Here is a 21134-nt window from a genome sequence, read left to right as displayed (position 1 = left end):
AGGCAATTATTTAGCTTTCAGCAGCACTGGCGCCACAGTTTTTTTCTGGGCCAGCACAATTCCGAACAGAATAATCGCCCCACCAATACTGTGATAAATGGTCCAGGCCTCTTTTAACCAGACAAAGGCAATTAAAGCGGTAAACACCGGCATCAGGTTCATAAAGATACTGGTGCGGTTCGGTCCCAGACGCTGAATCGCCATCATCCACACCAAAGGGGCAATTAATGAAGGAAAAATACTGGCGTAGATCACGCTGCCGGCATTGGCCATATTGATAGCATCAAGACCCAACCAGGCCACAAACGGCAGGTGATACAGCAGTGCAAACAGAATCTGCACATACAGGCTCAGCATTAACGGAATCTGCAGCTGCCATTTTTTCAGAAAAACCCCGTAAAAGGCATAGAAAAACACGGCAATAATCATCAGCAGATCGCCCCACTGACCACCGGCATGCAGCAAGCCCCAAGGATTGCCCTGCCCCATCACATAGATTAGCCCGGCAAAGGACAACAGGCTGCCAATAATGGCGTAGCGATTCGGAATATCGCGCAGAATCAGCATCGACACAAAAATGGTAAAAATCGGAATAAAGGCATTAATAATGCCCATATTGGTGGCGGTGGTGTAATGCGCAGCGGTATAGGCCAGTCCCTGATACAGCACCAGTCCAAAGGCACTCAGCACTGCCAGCTGTTTCAGATGCGGTACAATCAGGGCGCGTTCACGGATCACCCGCGGCAAAATAAACGGGGTCAGAATCAGAAAGGCAAAAAACCAGCGATAAAAACTGATGCTCACCGGCGAGATAAAGTCGGTCACATAGCGGGTCACGACAATATTCAGTGACCAGATCAGTACCGCGCTGACCGGTAAAAGAATGGCCCAAGACAGCATTTTTTCTTGCTGTGTCATATTCTGTTCCTTGTTGAGTCGATCGGCCTGAAGCAGACGCTGCTTCCTGCGCTGAATGAATGCCTTTTCACTTTATTTTTAAACTTTCCTTGTGCCCTCATTCTAGTCCAATTTAACTGCTTTGGGGCAGTTCGCGATGGTGAAATCTTGTGCTGCGTTCAAATTGCTCCATCACTCCTCTTTGCTGGGATTCCGCACCTGCTTAAAATATGCCGCATTGACACAGCGCTATACAAAAATCTGCCAAAAGCCGCAGCAATAGGTCTTGCGGGATTGGGCAAAGCCCGTTACAACAGAGAACGACAATAAATCACTTTAGGATAAACACATGGCATCTGTATATGACATTCCGGTCGTGACCATTCAGGGTGAAGAAACCACACTGAACCAGTATCAAGGCAAGGTGCTGCTGATTGTAAACGTGGCTTCTAAATGCGGTCTGACGCCGCAATATGAAGGTCTGCAAAAGCTTTATCAGCAGAAAAAAGAACAAGGTCTGGAAATTCTGGGCTTCCCGGCCAATGACTTTCTGGCGCAGGAACCCGGCAGCAATGAAGAAATCCAGCAGTTCTGTTCGCTGAATTATCAGGTAGATTTCCCGTTATTCGCCAAAATTTCAGTGGTGGGTGAAGATAAACATCCGCTATATGCTCGTCTGACCCAGGCCATTCCAGAACGGATTGGTGAAGGCCCATGGTGGAAAGATCTGGTGGATTATGGTCTGACCCCAAATGAACCACCTGAAGTGCTGTGGAACTTCGAAAAATTCCTGGTCAATAAAGAAGGTGAAGTGGTGGCACGTTTTGCCCCAGACATTCAGGCCGATGACCCACGTATTGTCGATGCGATTAATGCCGAACTGGCGCGTTAATTGTTTACAGTAACAAAGAGGGTCGCGGCCCTCTTTTTTTATAGATCTAGACATCCATAAGCCACGCTCATCACACCGCCTGTTTGCCCTGGAAAATTGTTATTGCTTTGCAACAATCTGTTTTTTATTTAATTAAAGCCCCTATATTAAACTGCAAGATAAAAATTGTGATTGATCTTGCCATGAAACGCGCCTTTTCCCATTTTCTCCTGCCCTTTGGCCTGCTGACTTCAGCTCTACTTCTGGTCGGTTGTGACCAGCCCAGCGCTCCGGTTTCGGAAGCCGATCCGGACACTGAAATCACCTCCCAGCAGCAAAGCCCTGCGCCACAAGCCGATTTAAAAAGCGGCAATATGTTTTATATTGTGCGCGATGTGGCCGATATGCAGCTGAAAGCCGGTGAGTATGTCGAGCAGTTACGCCAGACCCAGACCGAGCTGCAACAGGCCGTCAACAGTCAGGATCATCAACAGCTACAAAGCGCAGCCAGCAAATTGCAACAGCAATTACAGGGCTTTAATAGCGCCTTAAACAGTTTGAATTTAAAAAGTCAGGAAATTGACAATATTCGCCAGAACATTCTGCAAGCCAATGAACAGGTTCTGGCTTCGCCATTTTTAAATGGTCAGATTGACCTCAGCAAAGTCGACTTTGCCAAAATTCAGCAGCAGATGGGCACAGTACAATCTGAGATGGTGAAACTGGCCAGCATCCTGTTACAGTCAGAGAATGCTGAAAATACTGAAAGCGCAAACACTGACACTGAAAATCAGGCAGCAACTGAATCCTGATCCTCGGGCTCACTGCCCATCTGGGTGGTGAGCTTGTCTGATTCAGACAGTTTCTGGTCTGATTCTGATGGTTAAAATTTAAAAAAATAATGCGTTCATTTAAAAATAAGAGGTCTGCCATGCAGCATCCACTGATTTATTCTGTTGTACCGGTGACATTCCGTTTAGATCTGAAAGATCCGTTTATCTTCTGTGCCCATCATCTGGATCATTTTCCGGCTGGCAATGCCCAACTGGGTCCGCAAACGTCACCACAAAATAAAGAATACAATATGTATTATGGCAATGTGGTGCCCGGTTTCCCTGAGCACCCACATACCGGTTTTGAAACCATTACCTTAGTGGAACAAGGTGTGGTCGATCATTTTGATTCACTCGGCAATGCCGGTCGCTATGCCGCTGGAGATGTGCAATGGCTGACCACCGGCAATGGCGTCGAACACTGCGAGATGTTTCCACTCGTGCATGAAGACCAAGCCAACCCAATGGAACTGTTCCAGATCTGGTTTAATTCATCGCCTGAGCAGAAGCAACAGCCAGCTGATTATAAAATGTTATGGTGCGAGCAGATTCCGCATGTAATTGAAGCCAATGCGGCAGGCCAGAAAGCTGATATCCGGGTGATTTCCGGTCAATTTAAAGAAACCGATGCCCTGCCACGCCCACCCCATTCATGGGCAGCGCCGGCTGAAAACAAGGTGAATATTTACCTGATTACCTTAGCGCCCGAAGCTGAAGTGACCATTCCAGCCACCAGCGCCAGTTCGACCCGCTTCTGTTATTTCTATCAGGGTAAGAGTTTAGAGCTTGAAGGTCAGCAGATGGACGTGAAACATTTGGCCGAATTGAAATCGGATGCCGAGATTCATTTAAAAGGTGGACTACTCGAATCCCGGATTCTATGGCTTGAAGGTGAACCAATTGGTGCACCGGTAGCCATGCGCGGGCCTTTTGTACTAAATAGTGAAGATGAACTGAACGCTGCCTTTAAACGTTACCGCGACACCCATTTCGGTGAATGGCCATGGCCGAGTCCAGCACCGGTGTTTGAACGCAAGCAGCCACGTTTTGCGACTTATCAGGGTGGTGAGCATAAGGAATATCCTGAACAGCTTTAACTTGCCAAACTGAATAAAAACCGCCTATTGTGTCATTCACTTTGGGCTTTTTTATGACTAAATTTCTATGCAATTGATTATTTTTACTGGCGTGCAAGCTTCAGGAAAATCGAGCTTTTATCTGCTGAATTTGGCGCATAGTCATTTGCGGATCAATTTAGATATGCTAAAAACACGACATCGGGGAAATATGATTTTTGAAGCCTGTTTAGTCTCTAAAACCAAGACAGTGATTGATAATACCAACCCGACCAAAGCTGACCGAGCGCGCTATATTCAAAGAGCGAAGGATGCTGGTTTTGAAGTGATTTCTTATTATTTTGAAACGGATTTAAAAAGTACCTTAGAACGTAATAGTTACCGTGAAGGCAAAGCCAATATTCCTGAAGTGGGTGTTCGAGCAACCTATAAGAAGCTTGAAGTTCCGAGTTTGGATGAAGGGTTTGATGATGTGTTTAAGGTTAATATTGTGGGGAATGGGGAGTTTGCTATTAATAAATAACAAACTCCTTTTGAAAGCTTAAGCTAATGTCTCTTCATTATCGTCATTATTTGAATCAGATAAATGATTAGATCTTTTAATAAGGAGACCATCTTCTGGCTTAACTGTTAATAACGTATGAATTCTTTTAAGAATCATGAATATATTTAAAGCTGTTAGAGTCAATAAAAATACTACTAGAGGATTTAAAAACCAATTAGATATCAATATATTAGACTGTGAAGGTAGCTTATAACTTAAAAGTTGCGATAAAACCAAACAAGCTATTACTAATGTTAGAGCACAAATAATTGAAAATGAAATATTTGAGTACAATTGACCAAGTAGCTCTTTCCTTTTTTTGAATAGTGGGATTGTTAAATTATTACTATTCCATAAGTCAGCCTTTTCATCCAACTTTGTTTCCTGATCAAAAATAAGTACTAATAATGAAAGTAAAAGAGCTGTAAAAATGGATCCAAAACTTACTAATAGAGATAATGTGTCTTTGAATAATCTGATATCTAACATAAGCGCAAGAATTACAAGCACTATAGGTAAACCAAAAAAGCTGACCATATCTCTAATATTTAAGGTTTTAAAATGCTGATTACAGATGTTTATAACGCTTATTTTTTTACTCATGTTACATCTCCTTAAGGAGTAATCTCGGAAGAAAACTCCTCAGCAACCTCAAAAGCCCACTCTTGAAGCTCTTCAAGAGTTGGAGTTGGGTTTCCCAATAGTTCCTCTGGAGCCTCAATTTCACAAAGAACATTCGCAACTCCATTTCCTATCTTGAATGTTCTTCTTTTACCATTCAATTCGAATACTGTTCTTACTTCTTTACAATGTTCAGTTAAAACTTCAACAGCCTTTAATTTCTTTTGAGGATTATCAATCTTTTTTCTTGAAAATAACTCAGAAAGAGTACCAAAATTTCCGCCACGTACAGGTGGCTTAAGTGTAAGTGTTGCTGGAGCCTCCTCATAACCTAAATCAGTGATTGTATCGGTTATATCATCCTGTACTTTAAATTTATTTAATTTGATTTCTTTAGCTACAGCTTTACTCCAATTCTTTAGAGATGTCTCATCAGACAATGGAGTCATAGTTATTACACAACTTATTTTAGGTCTTGTGAAAGCAATTATTTCATCATGAAATGTTGTTTTCATCCCATGACCATTAAAATTATGTAGTAAAGCTAAGCCATAGCGTGACGATAAAGGTAAATTTATGTAGAAAAAATGCTTTGTTATTTCAGCGTTATCTAATCTTCTAGTGAATTCCACATCCGAACTATTTATATCAATAATTTCTTTTTCGAGACCATATTCTCCCTCAAGAAACCATCCATAAATTATTCTCTCTTTATTAAGTGCAGTTACATTTAAAAATTTATAAACTTTTTTTCGACTTTGATCGGCAACTTTTTCAAATTTAGAATTATGTGATGTTATAAATTTTTTTATTAAATCGAATAAATCTTTTCCATTTATGTCATTCAGTTGACTATTAGCACCGATTTTTTTCTTACCTGCCACATCGATTTCTAGAGTTGGATTGTAAACTTTTACCAAATATGGACTAATTGAATGCAAAATTTTCCCCTTAAAAATTATAAATTTATTTATCCTTTACTATTATAAATAAAAAAACCACCCTTTCGGGTGGTTTTTTCAATCTTAAACCAGCAATTACATTGCGCGGTTTTTGATTTTGCGGATCGTTTCCAACTGTGCAGCAGTTTCTGCCAAAGCAGCCAAAGCAGCAGCAGCGTCCAAATCGCTCTTTTGATTCGCCAGCAATTGTTCAGCGTGTTTACGCGCTTCAATAATTGCCGCTTCATCCAAGTTTTCTGCACGGACTGCAGTATCTGCAAGAACCGTAACAACGTGCGGTTGAACTTCTAGAACACCACCAGATACATAGATTAATTCTTCTGTACCATTTTCCAAAATAACGCGGATCGCGCCAGGTTGGAGCAAAGTTACCAGCGGAGCGTGGCCAGGCATAATACCCAACTCACCGCCAGCACCTTTTGCAATTAGCATAGTTACAGTGCCAGAGTACAAAGACTCCTGAACACTTACAACGTCACATTGCATAGTCGCCATGAGAACCTCCTAAATTAGGTAGCTAATTAAAGTTTCTCGGCTTTAGCAATCACTTCGTCAATACCACCAACCATATAGAACGCTTGTTCTGGGATGTGATCGTATTCACCAGCTAGAAGACCTTTAAAGCCACGAATCGTTTCTTTAAGCGGTACAAGTTTACCAGGAGCACCAGTAAACACTTCAGCTACGTGGAACGGTTGAGAGAAGAAACGTTGGATCTTACGTGCACGGTATACAGTAAGTTTGTCTTCTTCTGACAATTCGTCCATACCAAGAATTGCGATAATGTCTTTCAATTCTTTATAACGTTGAAGAACGTTTTGAACTGAACGAGCGATTTCGTAATGCTCAGTACCTACTACAAGTGGATCTAGCTGACGTGAAGTAGAGTCAAGTGGATCGATCGCAGGGTAAATACCTTGAGAAGCGATGTCACGGCTCAATACAACAGTTGCGTCCAAGTGAGCGAACGTTGTAGCAGGCGATGGATCTGTTAAGTCATCGGCAGGTACGTATACCGCTTGGATAGACGTAATCGAACCAGACTTAGTTGATGTAATACGTTCTTGAAGAACACCCATCTCTTCTGCAAGTGTAGGCTGATAACCTACTGCAGATGGCATACGGCCTAGAAGTGCTGATACTTCAGTACCTGCTAGTGTATAACGGTAGATGTTGTCAACGAACAATAATACGTCACGGCCTTTACCGTTTTCGTCTTTTTGATCACGGAAGTACTCAGCCATAGTCAGACCAGTCAACGCTACGCGTAAACGGTTACCAGGTGGCTCGTTCATCTGACCGTAGACCATTGCTACTTTGTCTAGAACGTTAGAGTCTTTCATCTCGTGATAGAAGTCGTTACCTTCACGAGTACGCTCACCAACACCAGCGAATACAGATAAACCTGAGTGCGCTTTAGCGATGTTGTTGATCAACTCCATCATGTTTACAGTTTTACCAACACCGGCACCACCGAACAGACCAACTTTACCACCTTTCGCGAACGGGCAAAGTAAGTCAATGACTTTAATACCAGTTTCTAGAAGGTCAGTAGAAGCCGCTTGTTCTGCATAAGAAGGCGCTTGACGGTGAATTGGTAAACGCTCTTCAGTTGCAACTGGACCAGCTTCGTCGATAGGGCGACCAAGAACGTCCATGATACGACCAAGTGTCGCTGTACCTACTGGTACAGAGATCGGCGCGTTAGTGTTAGTTACGTTCAAACCACGTTTAAGACCTTCAGTAGATCCCATCGCAATTGTACGTACAACGCCGTCACCAAGTTGTTGCTGAACTTCTAAAGTAGTTTCAGTGCCATCAACGTGAAGAGCGTCATAGATCTTAGGAACGCTGTTGCGTTCAAACTCGACGTCGATAACCGCGCCGATGATCTGAATGATACGACCGCTACTCATTGCTGTCTCCTCAATTCAAAATAATGTTAAACGGCAGCGGCACCACCAACGATCTCAGAAATTTCCTGAGTAATCGCGGCTTGACGCAGCTTGTTATAAATAAGTTGTAGGTTCTTGATAAGCTCACCTGCGTTATCTGTCGCAGCTTTCATTGCGACCATACGTGCAGATTGCTCACAAGCGATGTTTTCAATCACACCTTGATACACCACAGACTCAATATAACGAACCAATAAACCATTCAGCAGTTCTTCTGCTTCTGGTTCATAGATATAGTCCCAACCGTATTGACGGTTCAGGGTCTTGTCTTCTTCAGCAGCTGCTAAAGGAACAAGCTGTTCGATTTTTTGATTTTGAGTCATGGCATTGACAAAGCCGTTGGACACCAGATAAATACGATCTAACTCGCCTTTATCATAAGCGTCTAACATCACCTGTACAGAACCAGATAACTGTTCAAGACTTGGTGTATCACCTACGTTTGTAGTTGCACCTAGTACTTTACCGCCGTAGTTTTTAAAAAACGAAACCGCTTTTTGACCAATTAAAGCAAATTGAACTTCAATTGACTGCTCTTGTTGCTGTTGTACGTGTTTGACCACTTTTTTGAACAGGTTAATGTTCAAACCGCCTGCCAAACCACGATCTGAAGAAACAATGATATAGCCAACGCGCTTCACAGGACGTTCAACCATATAACGGTGTTTATATTCAGGATTCGCTTGTACCAAATGAGCAATTACACGGTGCATATTTTCGGCATACGGACGGCCTTGAGCCATGCGCTCTTGCGCACGACGCATCTTAGAAGCAGCTACCATTTGCATCGCTCGAGTAATCTTCTGCGTGCTCTTGATGCTAGCTACTTTGGCGCGAATTTCTTTTAAGTTTGCCATACGCTTAACCTAGTATTCGAAGGCCCTTTCGAGCCCTCGAAGGTTGATCCGTGAACCAAACCAACACTAATTAGCAAAGTGCTAAATTAGTAAGTTTGAGTCGCTTTAAAGCTTTCAATACCTGCTTTGATTGCAGCTTCGATGTCTTTGTTGTAATCACCAGTTTCATCGATTTGTTGCATTAACGCAGCGTGCTCTGAACGGAAGTAAGAAATTAACGCAGCATCAAAGTCTACGATTTTCTTCACTTCAACGTCAGCCATGTAGCCTTCGTTAGATGCATAAACTGAAACAGCCTGGTCAGCAATTGAGTAAGGCGCATATTGTTTCTGCTTCATTAACTCAGTTACGCGTTGACCATGTTCAAGTTGCTTACGAGTTGCTTCGTCAAGGTCAGAAGCGAACTGAGCAAACGCTGCCAATTCACGGTATTGCGCCAAAGCGGTACGGATACCACCAGACAATTTTTTGATGATCTTCGTTTGAGCCGAACCACCAACACGCGATACAGAAATACCGGCGTTCACCGCAGGACGAATACCCGCGTTGAATAATGATGTTTCAAGGAAGATCTGACCATCAGTAATCGAAATTACGTTAGTCGGTACGAATGCAGATACGTCACCTGCTTGAGTTTCAATAATCGGCAATGCAGTTAATGAACCAGTTTGGCCTTTAACCTCACCGTTAGTGAATTTCTCAACATAATCAGCAGATACGCGAGAAGCACGTTCAAGTAGACGAGAATGTAGATAGAATACGTCACCTGGGTAAGCTTCACGACCTGGTGGACGACGAAGAAGCAATGAAATTTGACGGTAAGCAACAGCTTGCTTAGACAAATCATCATAAATAATTAACGCGTCTTCACCACGATCACGGAAGTATTCGCCCATTGTACAGCCAGCATAAGGCGCCAGATACAGCATTGCTGCTGGATCAGCTGCAGCTGCTGCTACAACAGTGGTATACGCCATAGCGCCAGTTTCTTCCAGCTTGCGTACTACGTTCGCGATAGTCGATTGTTTTTGACCAATTGCTACGTATACACACTTAATGCCAGAGTTTTTCTGAGCGATGATCGCATCGATCGCCATAGCTGTTTTACCAGTCTGACGGTCACCAATGATCAACTCACGCTGACCACGGCCAACTGGGATCATTGTATCTACTGATTTATAACCAGTTTGTACAGGTTGATCCACTGATTGACGCCAAATTACGCCTGGTGCTACTTTTTCTACAGCATCAGTTAATTTCGCATCAATTGGGCCTTTACCATCAATTGGGTTACCCAAAGCATCTACGACACGGCCTAAAAGTTCTGGACCAACCGGAACTTCTAATACACGACCTGTACAACGAGCTTTTTGACCTTCTTGAAGGCCTAAGTAGTTACCTAAAACAACGACGCCCACTGAATCCTGTTCTAGGTTCAGTGCCATACCGTATAAGCCGCCGTCGAATTCGATCATTTCACCGTACATTGCATCAGCAAGACCGTGAATGCGCACAATACCGTCGGATACCATAACAATGGTACCTTCGTTTTTAGCGGTCGCGCTGGTGTCCAGATCGCCGATACGCTGTTTAATGAGCGCACTGATCTCGGATGGATTCAGTTGTTGCATTGCGCTATACCTCAATCTTTTTAAAGTTCAGTCTTCTTATATGCAATTACGCAAGAAGACGAGTCCGCATTTTTTCAAGCTTGTTAAGCGCAGAATCATCTATCACTTGGTCGCCTGCACGAATAACAACACCCGCGATTAACGCCGGGTTGACTTCTACTACAATAGAAACCGTGCTGTTGAAACGCTTTTCCAGCGCCGCTTTCAACACTTGTTCCTGGTCAGCAGACAATGGGAAAGCCGATTCAATTACGACGTCCACATTGTTGTTATTCTGTGATTTGAGCTGTTCATATTCTGCTTGAATTTCAGGCATTAAAGACAAACGATCATTTTCAGCAAGCAAAGTCAAAAAATTTGACAATGCTGCAGTCTGGTCTTCACCTAAAACTTTTGCAAAAACACTCACCTGCTCTGCAGGAGTAAGCTCAGGGCGATTTAAGTAAGCTGAAAATGCTTCGTCTTGTACCGCAGCACTGAGCAATGCTAGTGCTTGTGACCAACTGTCAGTTGCACTTTGCTCAGAGGCATAAGCATATGCTGCTTTCGCATATGGGCGTGCCAACGTCAAGAGTTCAGCCATATTTCGCCTCGCTTAAAGTTTAGCAGCCAGCTGGTTCAGCATGGCATTGTGAGCTTCTGCGTCAACTTGCTGGCTAAGAATTTTCTCAGCACCGGCAACTGCCAAAGCAGCGACTTGTTGACGTAATTCTTCGCGAGCAGCATTGATTTCAGTATCAACAGCTTCTTTCGCCTGTTGACGGATACGCTCACCTTCAGCAGATGCTTGAGTACGCGCTTCTTCGACCAATTGTGCTGCACGACGGTTCGCTTGTTCGATCAATTGAGCCGCTTGTGCTTTCGCTGCATCTAGCTCTGCCTTAACTTGTGCTTGCGCATCAGCAAGGTCAGCTTTTGCTTTTTCAGCAGCATTTAAGCCATCAGCGATGCGACGCTGACGCTCACTAATCGCATTGATTAGTGGTGGCCATACAAACTTCATGCAGAATGCGACGAAAATCGCAAATGCAATCGCTTGGCCAATCAATGTGAGGTTGATATTCATTGCTATTCCTCAAATAGTGGATTTTTGGGAATTAAGCTGATTAACCTACAAATGGATTAGCGAAGATGAAGAACAAGCCAATACCAACACCGATCATAGGCACAGCATCAAGAAGACCCGCGATTAAGAACATACGAGTTTGAAGTTGTGGAGCCAATTCTGGCTGACGTGCAACAGCTTCAAGGAAGCGACCGCCCAAAAGACCAAAACCAATCGCAGTACCTAAAGCACCGAAAGCGATCAAGATAGCAGATGCAATTGCAACTAGACCTAAAGTGAGTTCCATGAAAAATTCCTCAGAGGTTAGGTTTTATACCAAATTAAGTTAAAAAATTGTGTGCCCAACCGCCCGATGACAGTTAGGCCATACCATTAATGCTTTTCGCTTGCCATGCTCATGTACACGATTGTCAACATCATGAAAATGAATGCTTGTAGCGTAATAATCAAAATGTGGAAAATCGCCCAAGGCACAGACAATGCCCACTGGATCCAGAACGGTAATAACGCGATAAGAATGAAGATTAACTCACCCGCATACATGTTACCGAACAGTCGTAGAGCCAATGAAACTGGTCGCGCCAAGAAAGTAGTCAATTCCAACAATAAGTTGAATGGAATTAAAAGCACTTTAGCAACTGGATTACTTGGGTTAAATGGGTTAAGTGCCAACTCACCAACGAAGCCGCCAACACCTTTCTCACGAATACTATAGAAAATAATTAAGAAGAATACAGAAATAGACATACCTAAGGTAATGTTTGGATCTGTAGTCGGAACAATTTTAAAGTAAACCTGATGAGGGTCCACACCCAGCATAGATGCAATCGCCTGTTGAGCTACATAAGGAATAAAGTCAACAGGGATTAAATCCATCAAGTTCATGAGGAAAATCCACACGAAAATGGTTAATGCTAAGGGTGCAATTAATCGAGACTTCCCATGGAAGGTATCACGTACACTTGAATCTACAAACTCGATAATCACTTCAATTACTGACTGGAATTTACCAGGCACGCCTGAATTTGCAGCTTTCGCGACAATCCAGAACAATAAACAGAAGATCAGACCAAGTCCGATAGACCAACCCATTGAATCCAAGTGAATAGCAGTGAACCCCATCTGTTGAGCTTCTTCAGCAGACTCAGCCAACTTCCATGAACCGTCTGGCATTTTGCCGTACGTCATGTTGGTCAAGTGATGCTTGATATACTCGGTCGAAGTAAGGGCATGTTCTTCAGCAGCCATAAATCACACCTGGTCAATGTCAAAAACAAAAGAGGGAACGAATATCGCGTGCTGCTTGATATCTCGCTCATCTCCTAAAAACTTTTCAATTTTTGCTGCGCCTATACTCGTTTTTGTAGACGTGACACCCAAAACGGAGCGACCCACGACATGGCCTGAACGAGAATAAAACCACAAAACAATGCAACCGGAGACAACGGCTCGACATTGCTTAAAATTAAAATGAATCCTACGATCACAATCGCAAACTTACCGAGCATGCCCCTATACATGTTCGACAGAACTTGTTTAGATGCTCTCGCGCCTGCTGCGCGGAACGACTGCCAGGAAAAATAACAACTTGCAACCCAGCATACCAATGCACCAAGTGCGGCACTCAAGGCGGCTGTAGCATCTTTGAATATCCAGGCAATCAATGCAGCAACAGGTATCATGAATGCTTGCAAGAAGACCAAAGCTTTCGCTAATCGTCGGTCAATCAAGCGACTAGTTCGGCTCATTTACTTTCCACTCACAGCATAAATGCTTGACAAGTTTAACTGATGATCGTTTTTTATCGCAGGCATTATAGAGTTACACCCCTGAACATGCAATCTTTTCCCGATCTTAGTCGTATTTTTTTGCACAACTGTAACCGTATTGTCATAATTCAAATTTGCCGCCAAAATGCGCTATTTTTGCGCATTTATTACACATTTTTGCGTTTGGGTGGCCAATTTCTGCCAGGCCTGCACAAAGTCCCCTGCCCCACTCATACTTTCGTCGACCATTTGAAACACAATCGGGTTCAGGCGCTGATACTGGCTTTTGCTGGCATGGCCTTCGGCCAGTAAACACATTTTTTTGTTTGGACGATGATCATTCATATGTTTAATTTGCGCCACCGTCGGAGCGACATGCGGATCATGGGTCAGCGCGCCGGCAAACTTCAGGTTCAGCGGACGTTCCAGATATTGATAGGCATCATGATAAGACCAGTAGGCTTTAGCCGAAGTTTTGCTTTTAAACTTGTCTGCGGTCAATAGCAGCTCTTGAGCAAAGGCACGGGCATTGGCCCAGTACTGTTCACGCTGCTCAGGCACCTGCTGGGAACGCAAGGCCGCAATAAAAAAGCCGATACGGATGGCATTGTTCGGATCAAGCCAGACATGGGAGTCGACCGTATCTTTTAATGCTGCACCACGAGGGCTACGCTGCGGTAGCGTTTGCAGAATGCCAGAATCTAGCAATGAAATGGCTTTGCTCTGATTGCTGAACAGTTTTTCTAGAGGCGCTTCATGCGCTTTGCCCAGCCAGATCACCAGACCTGCATCCTGAATGGTCTTGCGATGCGCAGGAGTCAGACTGACATCATGACCGGTCTGGTCGGCCAATAATAAGGTTGGAGTTTCTATGCCTTGTGTAATTTCCTTGGCAATCAGATAAATCGGCTGTGTCGAAATGACAAGACTTTGAGACCAACTCAAGGTACTGAACAAAGCCAGAGCACAGAAGGCGAAAAAACGGGACATGAGCGCAAAATCATAAAACAGGATAGATGTTATATTATAACAAAATAACAAAAATACCTATGTATAATCGAATCTGACTATACTTCATGTTAAAATTTAATGTCCGATTTTCCTCCTACATTTCCTTGGGGTAGCTATGAGCTTATGTTCTCATGAACATCATGATACATTACATGGCGTGCACGACCATCAAAATATTGAGCAGCGTCTTGCTGAAGCCGAAAGTCTCTGTGCCGCCACAGGTGCTCGCCTGACCCCGCTTCGTCGTGAAGTGCTGGAACTGATTTTAAATGCCTCGGGCCCGATGGGGGCATACGACCTGCTGGCCAAAATTAAAAGTGAGTCAGATCGTCCGGCGGCACCACCAACCGTGTACCGCACCCTCGACTTTTTATTAGAAAAAGGGCTGATTCACCGTTTAACTTCTATTAATGCCTATATTCCCTGCTGCCATCCGCGCGAAGGCCATCAGGCGGCGTTTTTAATTTGCACCGAATGCAAAGTGGTCAAAGAAGCTTCTGCGCAGGGTTTACTGCAGCAACTGGCAGAGCTGTCGGCTTCGGACCACTTCACCGCCCATCACAGTATTATCGAGATTTCTGGTTTATGTCAGCACTGCGCCAGCAAACGCTAAGTCCTGCGCCGCTGATTCGCCTTGAACAGATTCAAGTCCGGATTGATGAGCGTGATATTTTAAAACAGGTCGATTTCTCTTTGCATGAGAAAGAAATTGTCACGCTCATTGGTCCGAATGGTGCCGGCAAATCGACGCTGATTAAAGTCATGCTCGGTATTGTCAAACCCACGGCTGGCAAAGTACTGGCCGATAAAAAACTAAAATTCTCCTATGTGCCGCAGAAATTCAATCCTTCACACAGCTTGCCGTTAAGGGTCAAGGATCTGCTGGCTTTAGAAAAATGTAGCAGCACGTTAAAAGCAGAAATTATCCGCGATACCGGTATTGCCAAGCTGGAAAATTCCAAAGTGCAGCAATTGTCAGGTGGTGAACGGCAGCGGGTATTACTGGCCCGCGCCTTATTGCGCCAACCCGATGTGCTGGTGCTGGATGAACCAATGCAGGGGCTGGATATCCAGTCGGAAGCCGAGCTGTATGACTATGTGCGTAGCCTACCAGAAAAATATGGCTGTGCCGTGCTGATGGTCTCACATGATCTGCAATGGGTCATGCAAGGCACGCATCGGGTGGTATGTTTAAATAAACACATTTGCTGTAGCGGCTTGCCCGAAAGCGTGCAGCAGCATCCGGAATATCAGGCCATTTTTGGTACCAACCGGGTGTTCTATCAGCATCATCATGATCATTGTGCGCATGGCGACCATGCCGAGCCGTGTCAGCATGATTCCCGTCCCCATATTCACCCTGAACCGGAAGTCTAAACCATGATGGATTGGTTATCGTTATTACTTCCGGCCTGGATCATGGGCACTTTACTGGTGTTTCTGACCGCGCCACTCGGCTGTCTGATGCTGTGGCGCCGGATGTCTTTTTTTGCCGATACCATGGCACATGGCACCTTATTAGGCGTGGCCATTGCCGGCGCCTTGAGCTTACCGCTGTGGATGGGCGTTACATTTTTAGCCTTATTACTGGTTGGTATTCTTTGGATTCTGCATGATCCGCGCTTACCGAATGATGCCCTGCTGGCCTTATGCTCTGCGACCCTGCTCTGCTCCGGTCTACTGTTTATCCAGCACATTCCAAGCCTGCGCCCGGAACTGCTCAGCTACCTGTTTGGTGATCTGCTCACGATCTCCTGGGCTGATTTACCCATCTTTGCGCTGGTGATTGCCGGTGCACTGAGCGTTTTATACAAATACTGGCAAGCCCAGATTCAGATTGCCATTGATCCGGATATTGCCGCCAGTGAAGGTATTCATGCCCAGTGGCAACGTCTGATTTTTATGTTGCTGCTGGCCCTGTTTACGGTTCTGGCATTACGCGCGGTCGGCTCGCTATTGATGGGTGCGCTGCTGGTGATTCCGGCGCTCACGGCACGACTGCTGGCGCATTCTCCGAAACAGATGGTGATTTGGGCTTTTGTGATTGCACAAATTGGGGTAACGGTTGGTTTATGGTCCAGCGCCGGCTTAAATACCTCGACCGGTCTGACTATTGTGCTGACCATGGCGGTGATTTTTGTCCTGATCTTTACCATGCAGAAATTTAAAAAACTGGCCTAAACAATCAACCGAAAGGTTCCATCTAGCCCTCTCCTCTTTATCATTGAGAGGGGAAAATCAACATCTATTACTGATGCACCAGACTTAATAAAAATGCAGCACCAGCAAACAGACCGGCAAACGTCCGGTTCATGACTTTCTGCTGACGCGGTGACTTTAACAATCTTAAAACCTTAGCTGCCAGGCCGGTATAGCCCGCCATCACAATCAGATCGATCGTAATCATGGTTGCTGCCATAATCAGATATTGAATCCACTGCGGTTTGGATAAATCCAGAAATTGTGGCAAGACAGCCAGCAAAAATACAATCGCTTTCGGATTGCTCATATTCACCAGAAAACCGTTCAGCAGCAGTCGTCCAGCTGATTTCTGTGGTAAATCCTCCCGGATTTCAATCGAGTGTACCGGCGCTTTCCATTGCAGATAGGCCAGATACAGCAGATACGCTACCCCGAACCATTTCACTGCCAGAAAAGCCCAAGGCGTGGTCGCAAATAGCACGCCCGCGCCGGCCGCCACAATCGCAATCTGTACCAGCAGCGCCAGTTGCAGCCCGATGGCATTCCAGTAACCATGACGAAAACCGTAATTCAGCCCACTCGACATCGAGGCAATCGCACCTGCGCCCGGCGACACACTAATCACCCAACAGGCCAGCATATAGGCCAGCCAAATCTGATAAGACATGGTAATTCACCACAAAAATGACAGATTATTATATGACGATTCATCTTTTAAGTGCGCAGTAAAGCGGCAATAAAAATCTGATCCAGAGACTGTTAAGCTGCTACCGGTTCAGGCACAATAGTTTTAGTGATTGATTATTAAAAACTTAGGAGCCATGAATGACAGCTCAATCTGTAATCTTGCCATTACCTTCAGATCATGCCCGTTTTATTGTTTTACGTTTAAAAGATTTAACTCTTGAGCAATTAAAAGAAAAATTAGCTGATCTTTTTAATACCCGTGATCGCCTGATTACCCAGCATCCTCATGCACAAATTAAAACTGCCGTGGCCTTTGGACCTGAACTTTGGGCACAACTGTACTCCCAAACTCCAGCTGGCTTTAAGCAGTTACAACCGATTGAAGGCGCATTCCAGATGCCTGTCGTACCGGCAGATGTACTCATTCATATTGCCAGTGCCCGTGCGGATATCTGTTTTGCCCTGAGCCAGTCTTTCTTTGAGGGTATTCAGGATCAGGTTGATGTTCTGGATGAGCGGGTCTGCTTCCGCTATTTTGATGGCCGCGACATGACCGGCTTTATTGATGGCACAGAAAACCCGCAATTCCCGGATGACCGTGCTGAAGTCGCTTTACTGGGCGAAAATGCCGGCATTTTTGAAGATGGTTCCTTTGTCTTTGCCCAGCGTTATGCACATGATTTAGATAAATGGAAACGTCTGAAAGTCGATGCACAAGAACAAGTGATGGGTCGCACCAAACTTGAGTCGATTGAGCTAGATGATGAGGTGAAACCTGACAATGCCCACGTCGCCCGTACCGTAGTTGAAGATGATGAAGGTGAAGAAATGGAAATTCTGCGTCATTCCCTACCGTATGGGGATGGGCAAGGTGACCAAGGCTTATTCTTTATTGCCTATACCAAGGATTTAACCATTCTGGATGCGATGCTTGAGCGTATGTTTGGCACCTCGGGAGATGGTATTCATGACCGTTTACTGCATTTTGTGACCGCTTTAGATGGCGCTTACTACTTCGCTCCAAGTGAAGAGTTGCTGGAAACAGTGCTGGAAGGATAATTTATAAAGCCGACGAGAGTCGGCTTTTTTAGTAATAATTTGTGTGATTCATAGACATCATTTCAATATAATGGGTGTCTATGAACAGAGAAATTCAACAAAGACTCGTATGGGTTAAATTATTTGAAGAGACCAATGATGCTGGCCTAGTTTGTCGGAGATGTGGCATTTCTAGACCAACGTTACGCAAGTGGTGGAAACGATATTCTGAACAAGGTATTGATGGATTAAGTAGTCAGAGTAAACGTCCCTTAAAATCGCCAAATACTAAAATCAATGCTGAGCTAGAAGCTTTAATATTAGAAATGCGCTCGGCTAGAAATCTTGGTGCTCGACGTTTGCAAACAGAATTGATGAGGCTACACGGAGTCTCGTTGTCCTTAGCGACTATCCATAAAGTACTATCCACCCATCAAGTCAAACCGATTAAAAAATTCCGTCGTAAAGTAGATTTCATTCGTTATGAACGCCCATTACCAGGCGATAGAATTCAAATGGATACCTGTAAATTGGGTCCTGGAATATATCAATACACATCTATCGATGACTGCACACGATATCGCGTTTTAAGGATATATAAACGCCGAACAGCAGCGAATACTCTCGACTTTTTAGACTGCGTAATTGAAGAAATGCCTTTTCCCATACAGTGAATACAGACCGATCGAGGGCGAGAATTCTTTGCTGAAAAAGTACAGAAAAAATTGATGCAGCATGGAGTCAAATTTAGGCCAAATAAACCAGGTTCACCTCATTTGAATGGCAAGGTAGAGCGTTCTCAAAAGACTGATAAATCTGAGTTTTACGCTACTGTCGATATTAATTCTAAAGATATCCAAGACAAGCTAGCCGAATGGCAGCATTACTATAACTGGATGAGACCACATTCAGCTTTGAAAGGTAAAACACCGATGGAAAGGTACTTTGAATTATGTGAAGAAACCCCTTTCTCTGATGAGGTCCAGAAGCAATACAACCCATCAAATGAACGGATTCAACACGCCAATTACAAGATGGATTTAGAGATCGCTAAATTGAAACGATCTCTATGAATCACACACAGGCACAATAAAAAATGGGTAACTGTCAGATCAGGTTTGAGCTAGTACAAATAATTTAAAGTTATCAGCTAGCGTTTAATTTCTCAGAGTGATATTTAAATTAAATATTAATTTCAAAAACAGGTTGCGTTAATTTTATTTAAATTAAATCTAGTTTCATCGAGATCTTTAACTTCTTTATTAATTGGCGTATATGTTGCCCCCCAAAATTCATTACCTTTTGAGATAAACGTAAAACTGGCTACCTCTCTATTATCCTCTAATTCTTTATAGGTTGTTTCCAATGCTTTTGACTCATCATCATAAATAACAGTTTTTACTTCCTTTAACTTATAAAAGGAAGTAAAAGGTCTATGGATTATTCTAGAGTTGTATCTATCAAAAGCAATTTCTATCTTCGATGTATCATCCTTTAGACAATAGTAAACTTGAGATATCGATATTTCACTTGTTCTCGCATAAGATATCATTGAAAATAAATAAATTATTATAAATATAGTATTCCTAAACACTTAGCTTTCTCCTAGCTAACTCTTTCATTTTTGTTGTTCCAGATACATTAATTAAAGCTTCTATATTATTTATATTAATTCCCCCCTTAATATTGGGTAAATTTCAATAAAAACTATAATTATGATAATTTTCCTGTCTTATTTTTTATCAATATTTGACAAAATTAATTTATACTAAAATCACATAAACTACCCTAATAATTAATACATATTAAGCCTTTGGAGTAAAAAGCCGTTTCAAAATCCACATAACCTGTTAAAATGAAAAATCACAAAATATCAGATATCAATATATAACCTTTTACTACTTTCCCACCCATACTTAAATATTCAATATTTAAGTAAAATTCATCTTTATTTTTTACAATATTTTTTATCCTTACAATATCCCCATTAATTAAATAAGATCTTTTCTTATTAAAATATTGATCAAATAAAAAAGCCTTTCTTGAGGATACTTCAACTTTCTCGACTATTTTACCTAAGTCACTCTTCAATACATAAATATTATTAGGATTTGAAAAAAAAGTAGTTAAATTTAAGTTTGGAGCTAAAGTCCTCCATTCTTCTTTCAATATATATTTCCCAGACTCTAAAAGATATATTCTTTTATAGCTTATTGCTCCATCTTTAAACCTTTCAATAATTCTATTTTTTTTAAATTCTGGATCGTATAATGGACTCAAATAAAACTCTTTTACCTCTTTAGAAGATATCTCAAAAATCCTGTATTGACCACTTGGGTTGCAATCCTCTGTGTAATTCACTACCAGATATTTAGACTCACTATTATTTATTTTCTCTAACCAAAAACCATTCTTATTATAACAGTAGTTAATACCATTAAATAAATAAAATTTTTCTCTCCCTTTTTTATAGTAAATATTATTATTTTCTTCCACTAAGACATCTTTCGCAAACAAACCACTTGAAAAAATTAATAAGAACAATATAAAAAATTTTTCCAATTTTTTTCCTATGGTTAATACTGGTCTCATTACTCCTCCTCAAAAACTCTTACTTTAAATTAAAATATCCGATTCTCCCCGATAATTATTATCTATACTAATATTACCTCTGAGACTAACTCTACTCCAGGATTTTTATATACCTCTAAAATATTTTATTATTTAAAAATACCGACTTAATTTGATAAATATAATTATGCGCACTATATCTATTTTCAACCACCAAATCCTCCTAAAGAATATTTATAGCTTAAAAATACTACAATATAGCACCTAATTTCAATCAACACACTTATAAATATTTATTAATTTTATTTACCACACTCATTTAATACATTTTCATTAATATTATTTATATATTCAATAAAATCAAAATTTAACATTCTTGTATTTTCATTATTATCAACAACTTCAAAATAGTTTAGTTTAACCCGGATCCTGCTTAAGCCGATGATTCCTTAATTTGAATTGTTGGCTTATTTTGATGGGTTAATTGATATGCACATAGTGAGGCGTAAATTCCACTCAGAAATCCATGAAGACTACGTGCTT

24 protein-coding genes and 2 pseudogenes are annotated in these 21134 nt (G+C 42.5%); 9 read left to right on the top strand and 17 right to left on the bottom strand.

Annotation, left to right across the window (positions count from 1 at the left end):
• Window positions 1–6: 6 nt before the first annotated feature.
• Window positions 7–918, bottom strand: a complete 912-nt coding sequence (locus FTT68_RS13070) for a DMT family transporter (RefSeq protein ID WP_005181447.1) — start codon at window positions 916–918, stop codon at window positions 7–9.
• Between the two features lie 328 nt (window positions 919–1246).
• On the opposite strand from FTT68_RS13070, the gene FTT68_RS13065 reads away from it, so the two are divergent.
• The 4 genes from FTT68_RS13065 (at window position 1247) to FTT68_RS13050 (ending at window position 4200) form a co-directional block, all read left to right on the top strand.
• Entirely contained in the window at window positions 1247–1789 is a 543-nt protein-coding gene (locus FTT68_RS13065) for a glutathione peroxidase (protein ID WP_104484688.1), read from the top strand.
• 182 nt (window positions 1790–1971) lie between these two features.
• Window positions 1972–2580, top strand: coding sequence for a hypothetical protein (locus FTT68_RS13060; protein WP_127800678.1), 609 nt, complete (start codon window positions 1972–1974; stop codon window positions 2578–2580).
• 119 nt (window positions 2581–2699) lie between these two features.
• Window positions 2700–3698, top strand: coding sequence for a pirin family protein (locus FTT68_RS13055; RefSeq protein WP_180084143.1), 999 nt, complete (start codon window positions 2700–2702; stop codon window positions 3696–3698).
• A gap of 67 nt (window positions 3699–3765) precedes the next feature.
• The gene (locus tag FTT68_RS13050) at window positions 3766–4200 is read left to right on the top strand and encodes an AAA family ATPase (protein WP_180084141.1); all 435 of its coding nucleotides are present in this window, start codon (window positions 3766–3768) and stop codon (window positions 4198–4200) included.
• Window positions 4201–4218: 18 nt separating this feature from the next.
• Here FTT68_RS13050 and FTT68_RS13045 read toward each other — a convergent pair whose 3' ends face one another.
• From FTT68_RS13045 to FTT68_RS12990, 12 genes are all read right to left on the bottom strand, one after another.
• A complete protein-coding gene (locus FTT68_RS13045) occupies window positions 4219–4824 on the bottom strand; it encodes a hypothetical protein (RefSeq protein ID WP_180084139.1) in 606 nt (201 codons plus the stop codon).
• Window positions 4825–4835: 11 nt separating this feature from the next.
• Window positions 4836–5783, bottom strand: a complete 948-nt coding sequence (locus FTT68_RS13040) for a hypothetical protein (RefSeq protein WP_180084137.1) — start codon at window positions 5781–5783, stop codon at window positions 4836–4838.
• Window positions 5784–5879: 96 nt separating this feature from the next.
• Window positions 5880–6299 (bottom strand): F0F1 ATP synthase subunit epsilon, encoded by a 420-nt coding sequence (locus tag FTT68_RS13035; RefSeq protein WP_005181432.1) that lies wholly within the window; start codon window positions 6297–6299, stop codon window positions 5880–5882.
• Between the two features lie 26 nt (window positions 6300–6325).
• Window positions 6326–7720 (bottom strand): F0F1 ATP synthase subunit beta, encoded by a 1395-nt coding sequence (gene atpD / locus FTT68_RS13030; RefSeq protein WP_104490036.1) that lies wholly within the window; start codon window positions 7718–7720, stop codon window positions 6326–6328.
• Window positions 7721–7746: 26 nt separating this feature from the next.
• The gene (atpG, locus tag FTT68_RS13025) at window positions 7747–8616 is read right to left on the bottom strand and encodes a F0F1 ATP synthase subunit gamma (protein WP_005181426.1); all 870 of its coding nucleotides are present in this window, start codon (window positions 8614–8616) and stop codon (window positions 7747–7749) included.
• 86 nt (window positions 8617–8702) lie between these two features.
• Window positions 8703–10247: a F0F1 ATP synthase subunit alpha gene (gene atpA, locus FTT68_RS13020; protein ID WP_005181412.1), complete on the bottom strand. Its 1545-nt coding sequence runs from the start codon at window positions 10245–10247 to the stop codon at window positions 8703–8705.
• Between the two features lie 46 nt (window positions 10248–10293).
• Window positions 10294–10830 carry a F0F1 ATP synthase subunit delta gene (locus FTT68_RS13015; RefSeq protein WP_005181408.1) on the bottom strand — a complete coding sequence of 179 codons (537 nt, stop codon included), beginning with the start codon at window positions 10828–10830 and terminating at the stop codon, window positions 10294–10296.
• Between the two features lie 12 nt (window positions 10831–10842).
• The gene (locus FTT68_RS13010; RefSeq protein WP_005181403.1) at window positions 10843–11313 is read right to left on the bottom strand and encodes a F0F1 ATP synthase subunit B; all 471 of its coding nucleotides are present in this window, start codon (window positions 11311–11313) and stop codon (window positions 10843–10845) included.
• A 40-nt stretch (window positions 11314–11353) separates the two neighbouring features.
• Complete coding sequence (gene atpE / locus FTT68_RS13005) at window positions 11354–11599, bottom strand: F0F1 ATP synthase subunit C (protein ID WP_000424060.1); 246 nt, start codon at window positions 11597–11599, stop codon at window positions 11354–11356.
• 86 nt (window positions 11600–11685) lie between these two features.
• Window positions 11686–12561, bottom strand: coding sequence for a F0F1 ATP synthase subunit A (gene atpB, locus FTT68_RS13000; RefSeq protein WP_004970145.1), 876 nt, complete (start codon window positions 12559–12561; stop codon window positions 11686–11688).
• A gap of 101 nt (window positions 12562–12662) precedes the next feature.
• Entirely contained in the window at window positions 12663–13061 is a 399-nt protein-coding gene (locus FTT68_RS12995; protein ID WP_005181400.1) for an ATP synthase subunit I, read from the bottom strand.
• 171 nt (window positions 13062–13232) lie between these two features.
• Window positions 13233–14072 carry a metal ABC transporter solute-binding protein, Zn/Mn family gene (locus FTT68_RS12990; RefSeq protein ID WP_180084134.1) on the bottom strand — a complete coding sequence of 280 codons (840 nt, stop codon included), beginning with the start codon at window positions 14070–14072 and terminating at the stop codon, window positions 13233–13235.
• A 136-nt stretch (window positions 14073–14208) separates the two neighbouring features.
• Here FTT68_RS12990 and FTT68_RS12985 point away from each other — a divergent pair, with 136 nt between their 5' ends.
• Genes FTT68_RS12985 through znuB form a run of 3 tightly spaced genes read left to right on the top strand, consistent with a single transcriptional unit; the run spans window position 14209 to window position 16274 of the window.
• Complete coding sequence (locus FTT68_RS12985; protein WP_104989262.1) at window positions 14209–14706, top strand: transcriptional repressor; 498 nt, start codon at window positions 14209–14211, stop codon at window positions 14704–14706.
• Window positions 14679–15470, top strand: coding sequence for a zinc ABC transporter ATP-binding protein ZnuC (gene znuC, locus FTT68_RS12980; protein ID WP_016658981.1), 792 nt, complete (start codon window positions 14679–14681; stop codon window positions 15468–15470). Before FTT68_RS12985 ends, znuC begins: the two co-directional genes overlap by 28 nt.
• 3 nt (window positions 15471–15473) lie before the next feature.
• Window positions 15474–16274, top strand: coding sequence for a zinc ABC transporter permease subunit ZnuB (znuB, locus tag FTT68_RS12975; RefSeq protein ID WP_180084132.1), 801 nt, complete (start codon window positions 15474–15476; stop codon window positions 16272–16274).
• 67 nt (window positions 16275–16341) lie between these two features.
• Here the strand turns inward: znuB and FTT68_RS12970 are convergent, their stop codons facing one another.
• On the bottom strand, window positions 16342–16962 hold the full coding sequence (locus FTT68_RS12970) for a LysE family transporter (protein WP_180057719.1): 621 nt from the start codon (window positions 16960–16962) through the stop codon (window positions 16342–16344).
• A gap of 158 nt (window positions 16963–17120) precedes the next feature.
• On the opposite strand from FTT68_RS12970, the gene FTT68_RS12965 reads away from it, so the two are divergent.
• Together FTT68_RS12965 and FTT68_RS12960 are read left to right on the top strand one after the other, a co-directional pair.
• On the top strand, window positions 17121–18041 hold the full coding sequence (locus tag FTT68_RS12965) for a Dyp-type peroxidase (RefSeq protein ID WP_180057717.1): 921 nt from the start codon (window positions 17121–17123) through the stop codon (window positions 18039–18041).
• An 80-nt stretch (window positions 18042–18121) separates the two neighbouring features.
• Window positions 18122–19093: pseudogene (locus FTT68_RS12960) on the top strand (IS481 family transposase).
• A 122-nt stretch (window positions 19094–19215) separates the two neighbouring features.
• Here the strand turns inward: FTT68_RS12960 and FTT68_RS12955 are convergent.
• The 3 genes and pseudogenes from FTT68_RS12955 to FTT68_RS12945 form a co-directional block, all read right to left on the bottom strand.
• Complete coding sequence (locus FTT68_RS12955) at window positions 19216–19614, bottom strand: hypothetical protein (protein WP_180057714.1); 399 nt, start codon at window positions 19612–19614, stop codon at window positions 19216–19218.
• Between the two features lie 269 nt (window positions 19615–19883).
• Entirely contained in the window at window positions 19884–20612 is a 729-nt protein-coding gene (locus FTT68_RS12950; RefSeq protein ID WP_180057712.1) for a hypothetical protein, read from the bottom strand.
• A 412-nt stretch (window positions 20613–21024) separates the two neighbouring features.
• A pseudogene (locus FTT68_RS12945) lies at window positions 21025–21134 on the bottom strand (IS982 family transposase); the annotation flags it as partial.

Origin of the sequence: Acinetobacter sp. Q85-2 (assembly GCF_013420555.1) — a bacterium.
GTDB lineage: Bacteria > Pseudomonadota > Gammaproteobacteria > Pseudomonadales > Moraxellaceae > Acinetobacter > Acinetobacter indicus.
This window is presented reverse-complemented; position numbering and strand designations above follow the sequence as displayed.

Excerpts from the sequence above, each read along its gene's own strand:
- FTT68_RS12985 (WP_104989262.1), top strand. The coding sequence starts at position 14,209 with ATGAGCTTATGTTCTCATGAACATCATGATACATTACATGGCGTGCAC.
- FTT68_RS12965 (WP_180057717.1), top strand. The coding sequence starts at position 17,121 with ATGACAGCTCAATCTGTAATCTTGCCATTACCTTCAGATCATGCCCGT.
- FTT68_RS12990 (WP_180084134.1), bottom strand. The coding sequence starts at position 14,072 with ATGTCCCGTTTTTTCGCCTTCTGTGCTCTGGCTTTGTTCAGTACCTTG.
- atpA (WP_005181412.1), bottom strand. The coding sequence starts at position 10,247 with ATGCAACAACTGAATCCATCCGAGATCAGTGCGCTCATTAAACAGCGT.
- FTT68_RS13015 (WP_005181408.1), bottom strand. The coding sequence starts at position 10,830 with ATGGCTGAACTCTTGACGTTGGCACGCCCATATGCGAAAGCAGCATAT.
- FTT68_RS12970 (WP_180057719.1), bottom strand. The coding sequence starts at position 16,962 with ATGTCTTATCAGATTTGGCTGGCCTATATGCTGGCCTGTTGGGTGATT.
- FTT68_RS13050 (WP_180084141.1), top strand. The coding sequence starts at position 3,766 with ATGCAATTGATTATTTTTACTGGCGTGCAAGCTTCAGGAAAATCGAGC.
- FTT68_RS12995 (WP_005181400.1), bottom strand. The coding sequence starts at position 13,061 with ATGAGCCGAACTAGTCGCTTGATTGACCGACGATTAGCGAAAGCTTTG.
- FTT68_RS12950 (WP_180057712.1), bottom strand. The coding sequence starts at position 20,612 with ATGAGACCAGTATTAACCATAGGAAAAAAATTGGAAAAATTTTTTATA.
- atpB (WP_004970145.1), bottom strand. The coding sequence starts at position 12,561 with ATGGCTGCTGAAGAACATGCCCTTACTTCGACCGAGTATATCAAGCAT.
- atpE (WP_000424060.1), bottom strand. The coding sequence starts at position 11,599 with ATGGAACTCACTTTAGGTCTAGTTGCAATTGCATCTGCTATCTTGATC.
- atpG (WP_005181426.1), bottom strand. The coding sequence starts at position 8,616 with ATGGCAAACTTAAAAGAAATTCGCGCCAAAGTAGCTAGCATCAAGAGC.
- FTT68_RS13065 (WP_104484688.1), top strand. The coding sequence starts at position 1,247 with ATGGCATCTGTATATGACATTCCGGTCGTGACCATTCAGGGTGAAGAA.
- FTT68_RS13070 (WP_005181447.1), bottom strand. The coding sequence starts at position 918 with ATGACACAGCAAGAAAAAATGCTGTCTTGGGCCATTCTTTTACCGGTC.
- FTT68_RS13060 (WP_127800678.1), top strand. The coding sequence starts at position 1,972 with ATGAAACGCGCCTTTTCCCATTTTCTCCTGCCCTTTGGCCTGCTGACT.
- FTT68_RS13055 (WP_180084143.1), top strand. The coding sequence starts at position 2,700 with ATGCAGCATCCACTGATTTATTCTGTTGTACCGGTGACATTCCGTTTA.
- FTT68_RS13045 (WP_180084139.1), bottom strand. The coding sequence starts at position 4,824 with ATGAGTAAAAAAATAAGCGTTATAAACATCTGTAATCAGCATTTTAAA.
- atpD (WP_104490036.1), bottom strand. The coding sequence starts at position 7,720 with ATGAGTAGCGGTCGTATCATTCAGATCATCGGCGCGGTTATCGACGTC.
- FTT68_RS13035 (WP_005181432.1), bottom strand. The coding sequence starts at position 6,299 with ATGGCGACTATGCAATGTGACGTTGTAAGTGTTCAGGAGTCTTTGTAC.
- znuC (WP_016658981.1), top strand. The coding sequence starts at position 14,679 with ATGTCAGCACTGCGCCAGCAAACGCTAAGTCCTGCGCCGCTGATTCGC.
- FTT68_RS13010 (WP_005181403.1), bottom strand. The coding sequence starts at position 11,313 with ATGAATATCAACCTCACATTGATTGGCCAAGCGATTGCATTTGCGATT.
- znuB (WP_180084132.1), top strand. The coding sequence starts at position 15,474 with ATGATGGATTGGTTATCGTTATTACTTCCGGCCTGGATCATGGGCACT.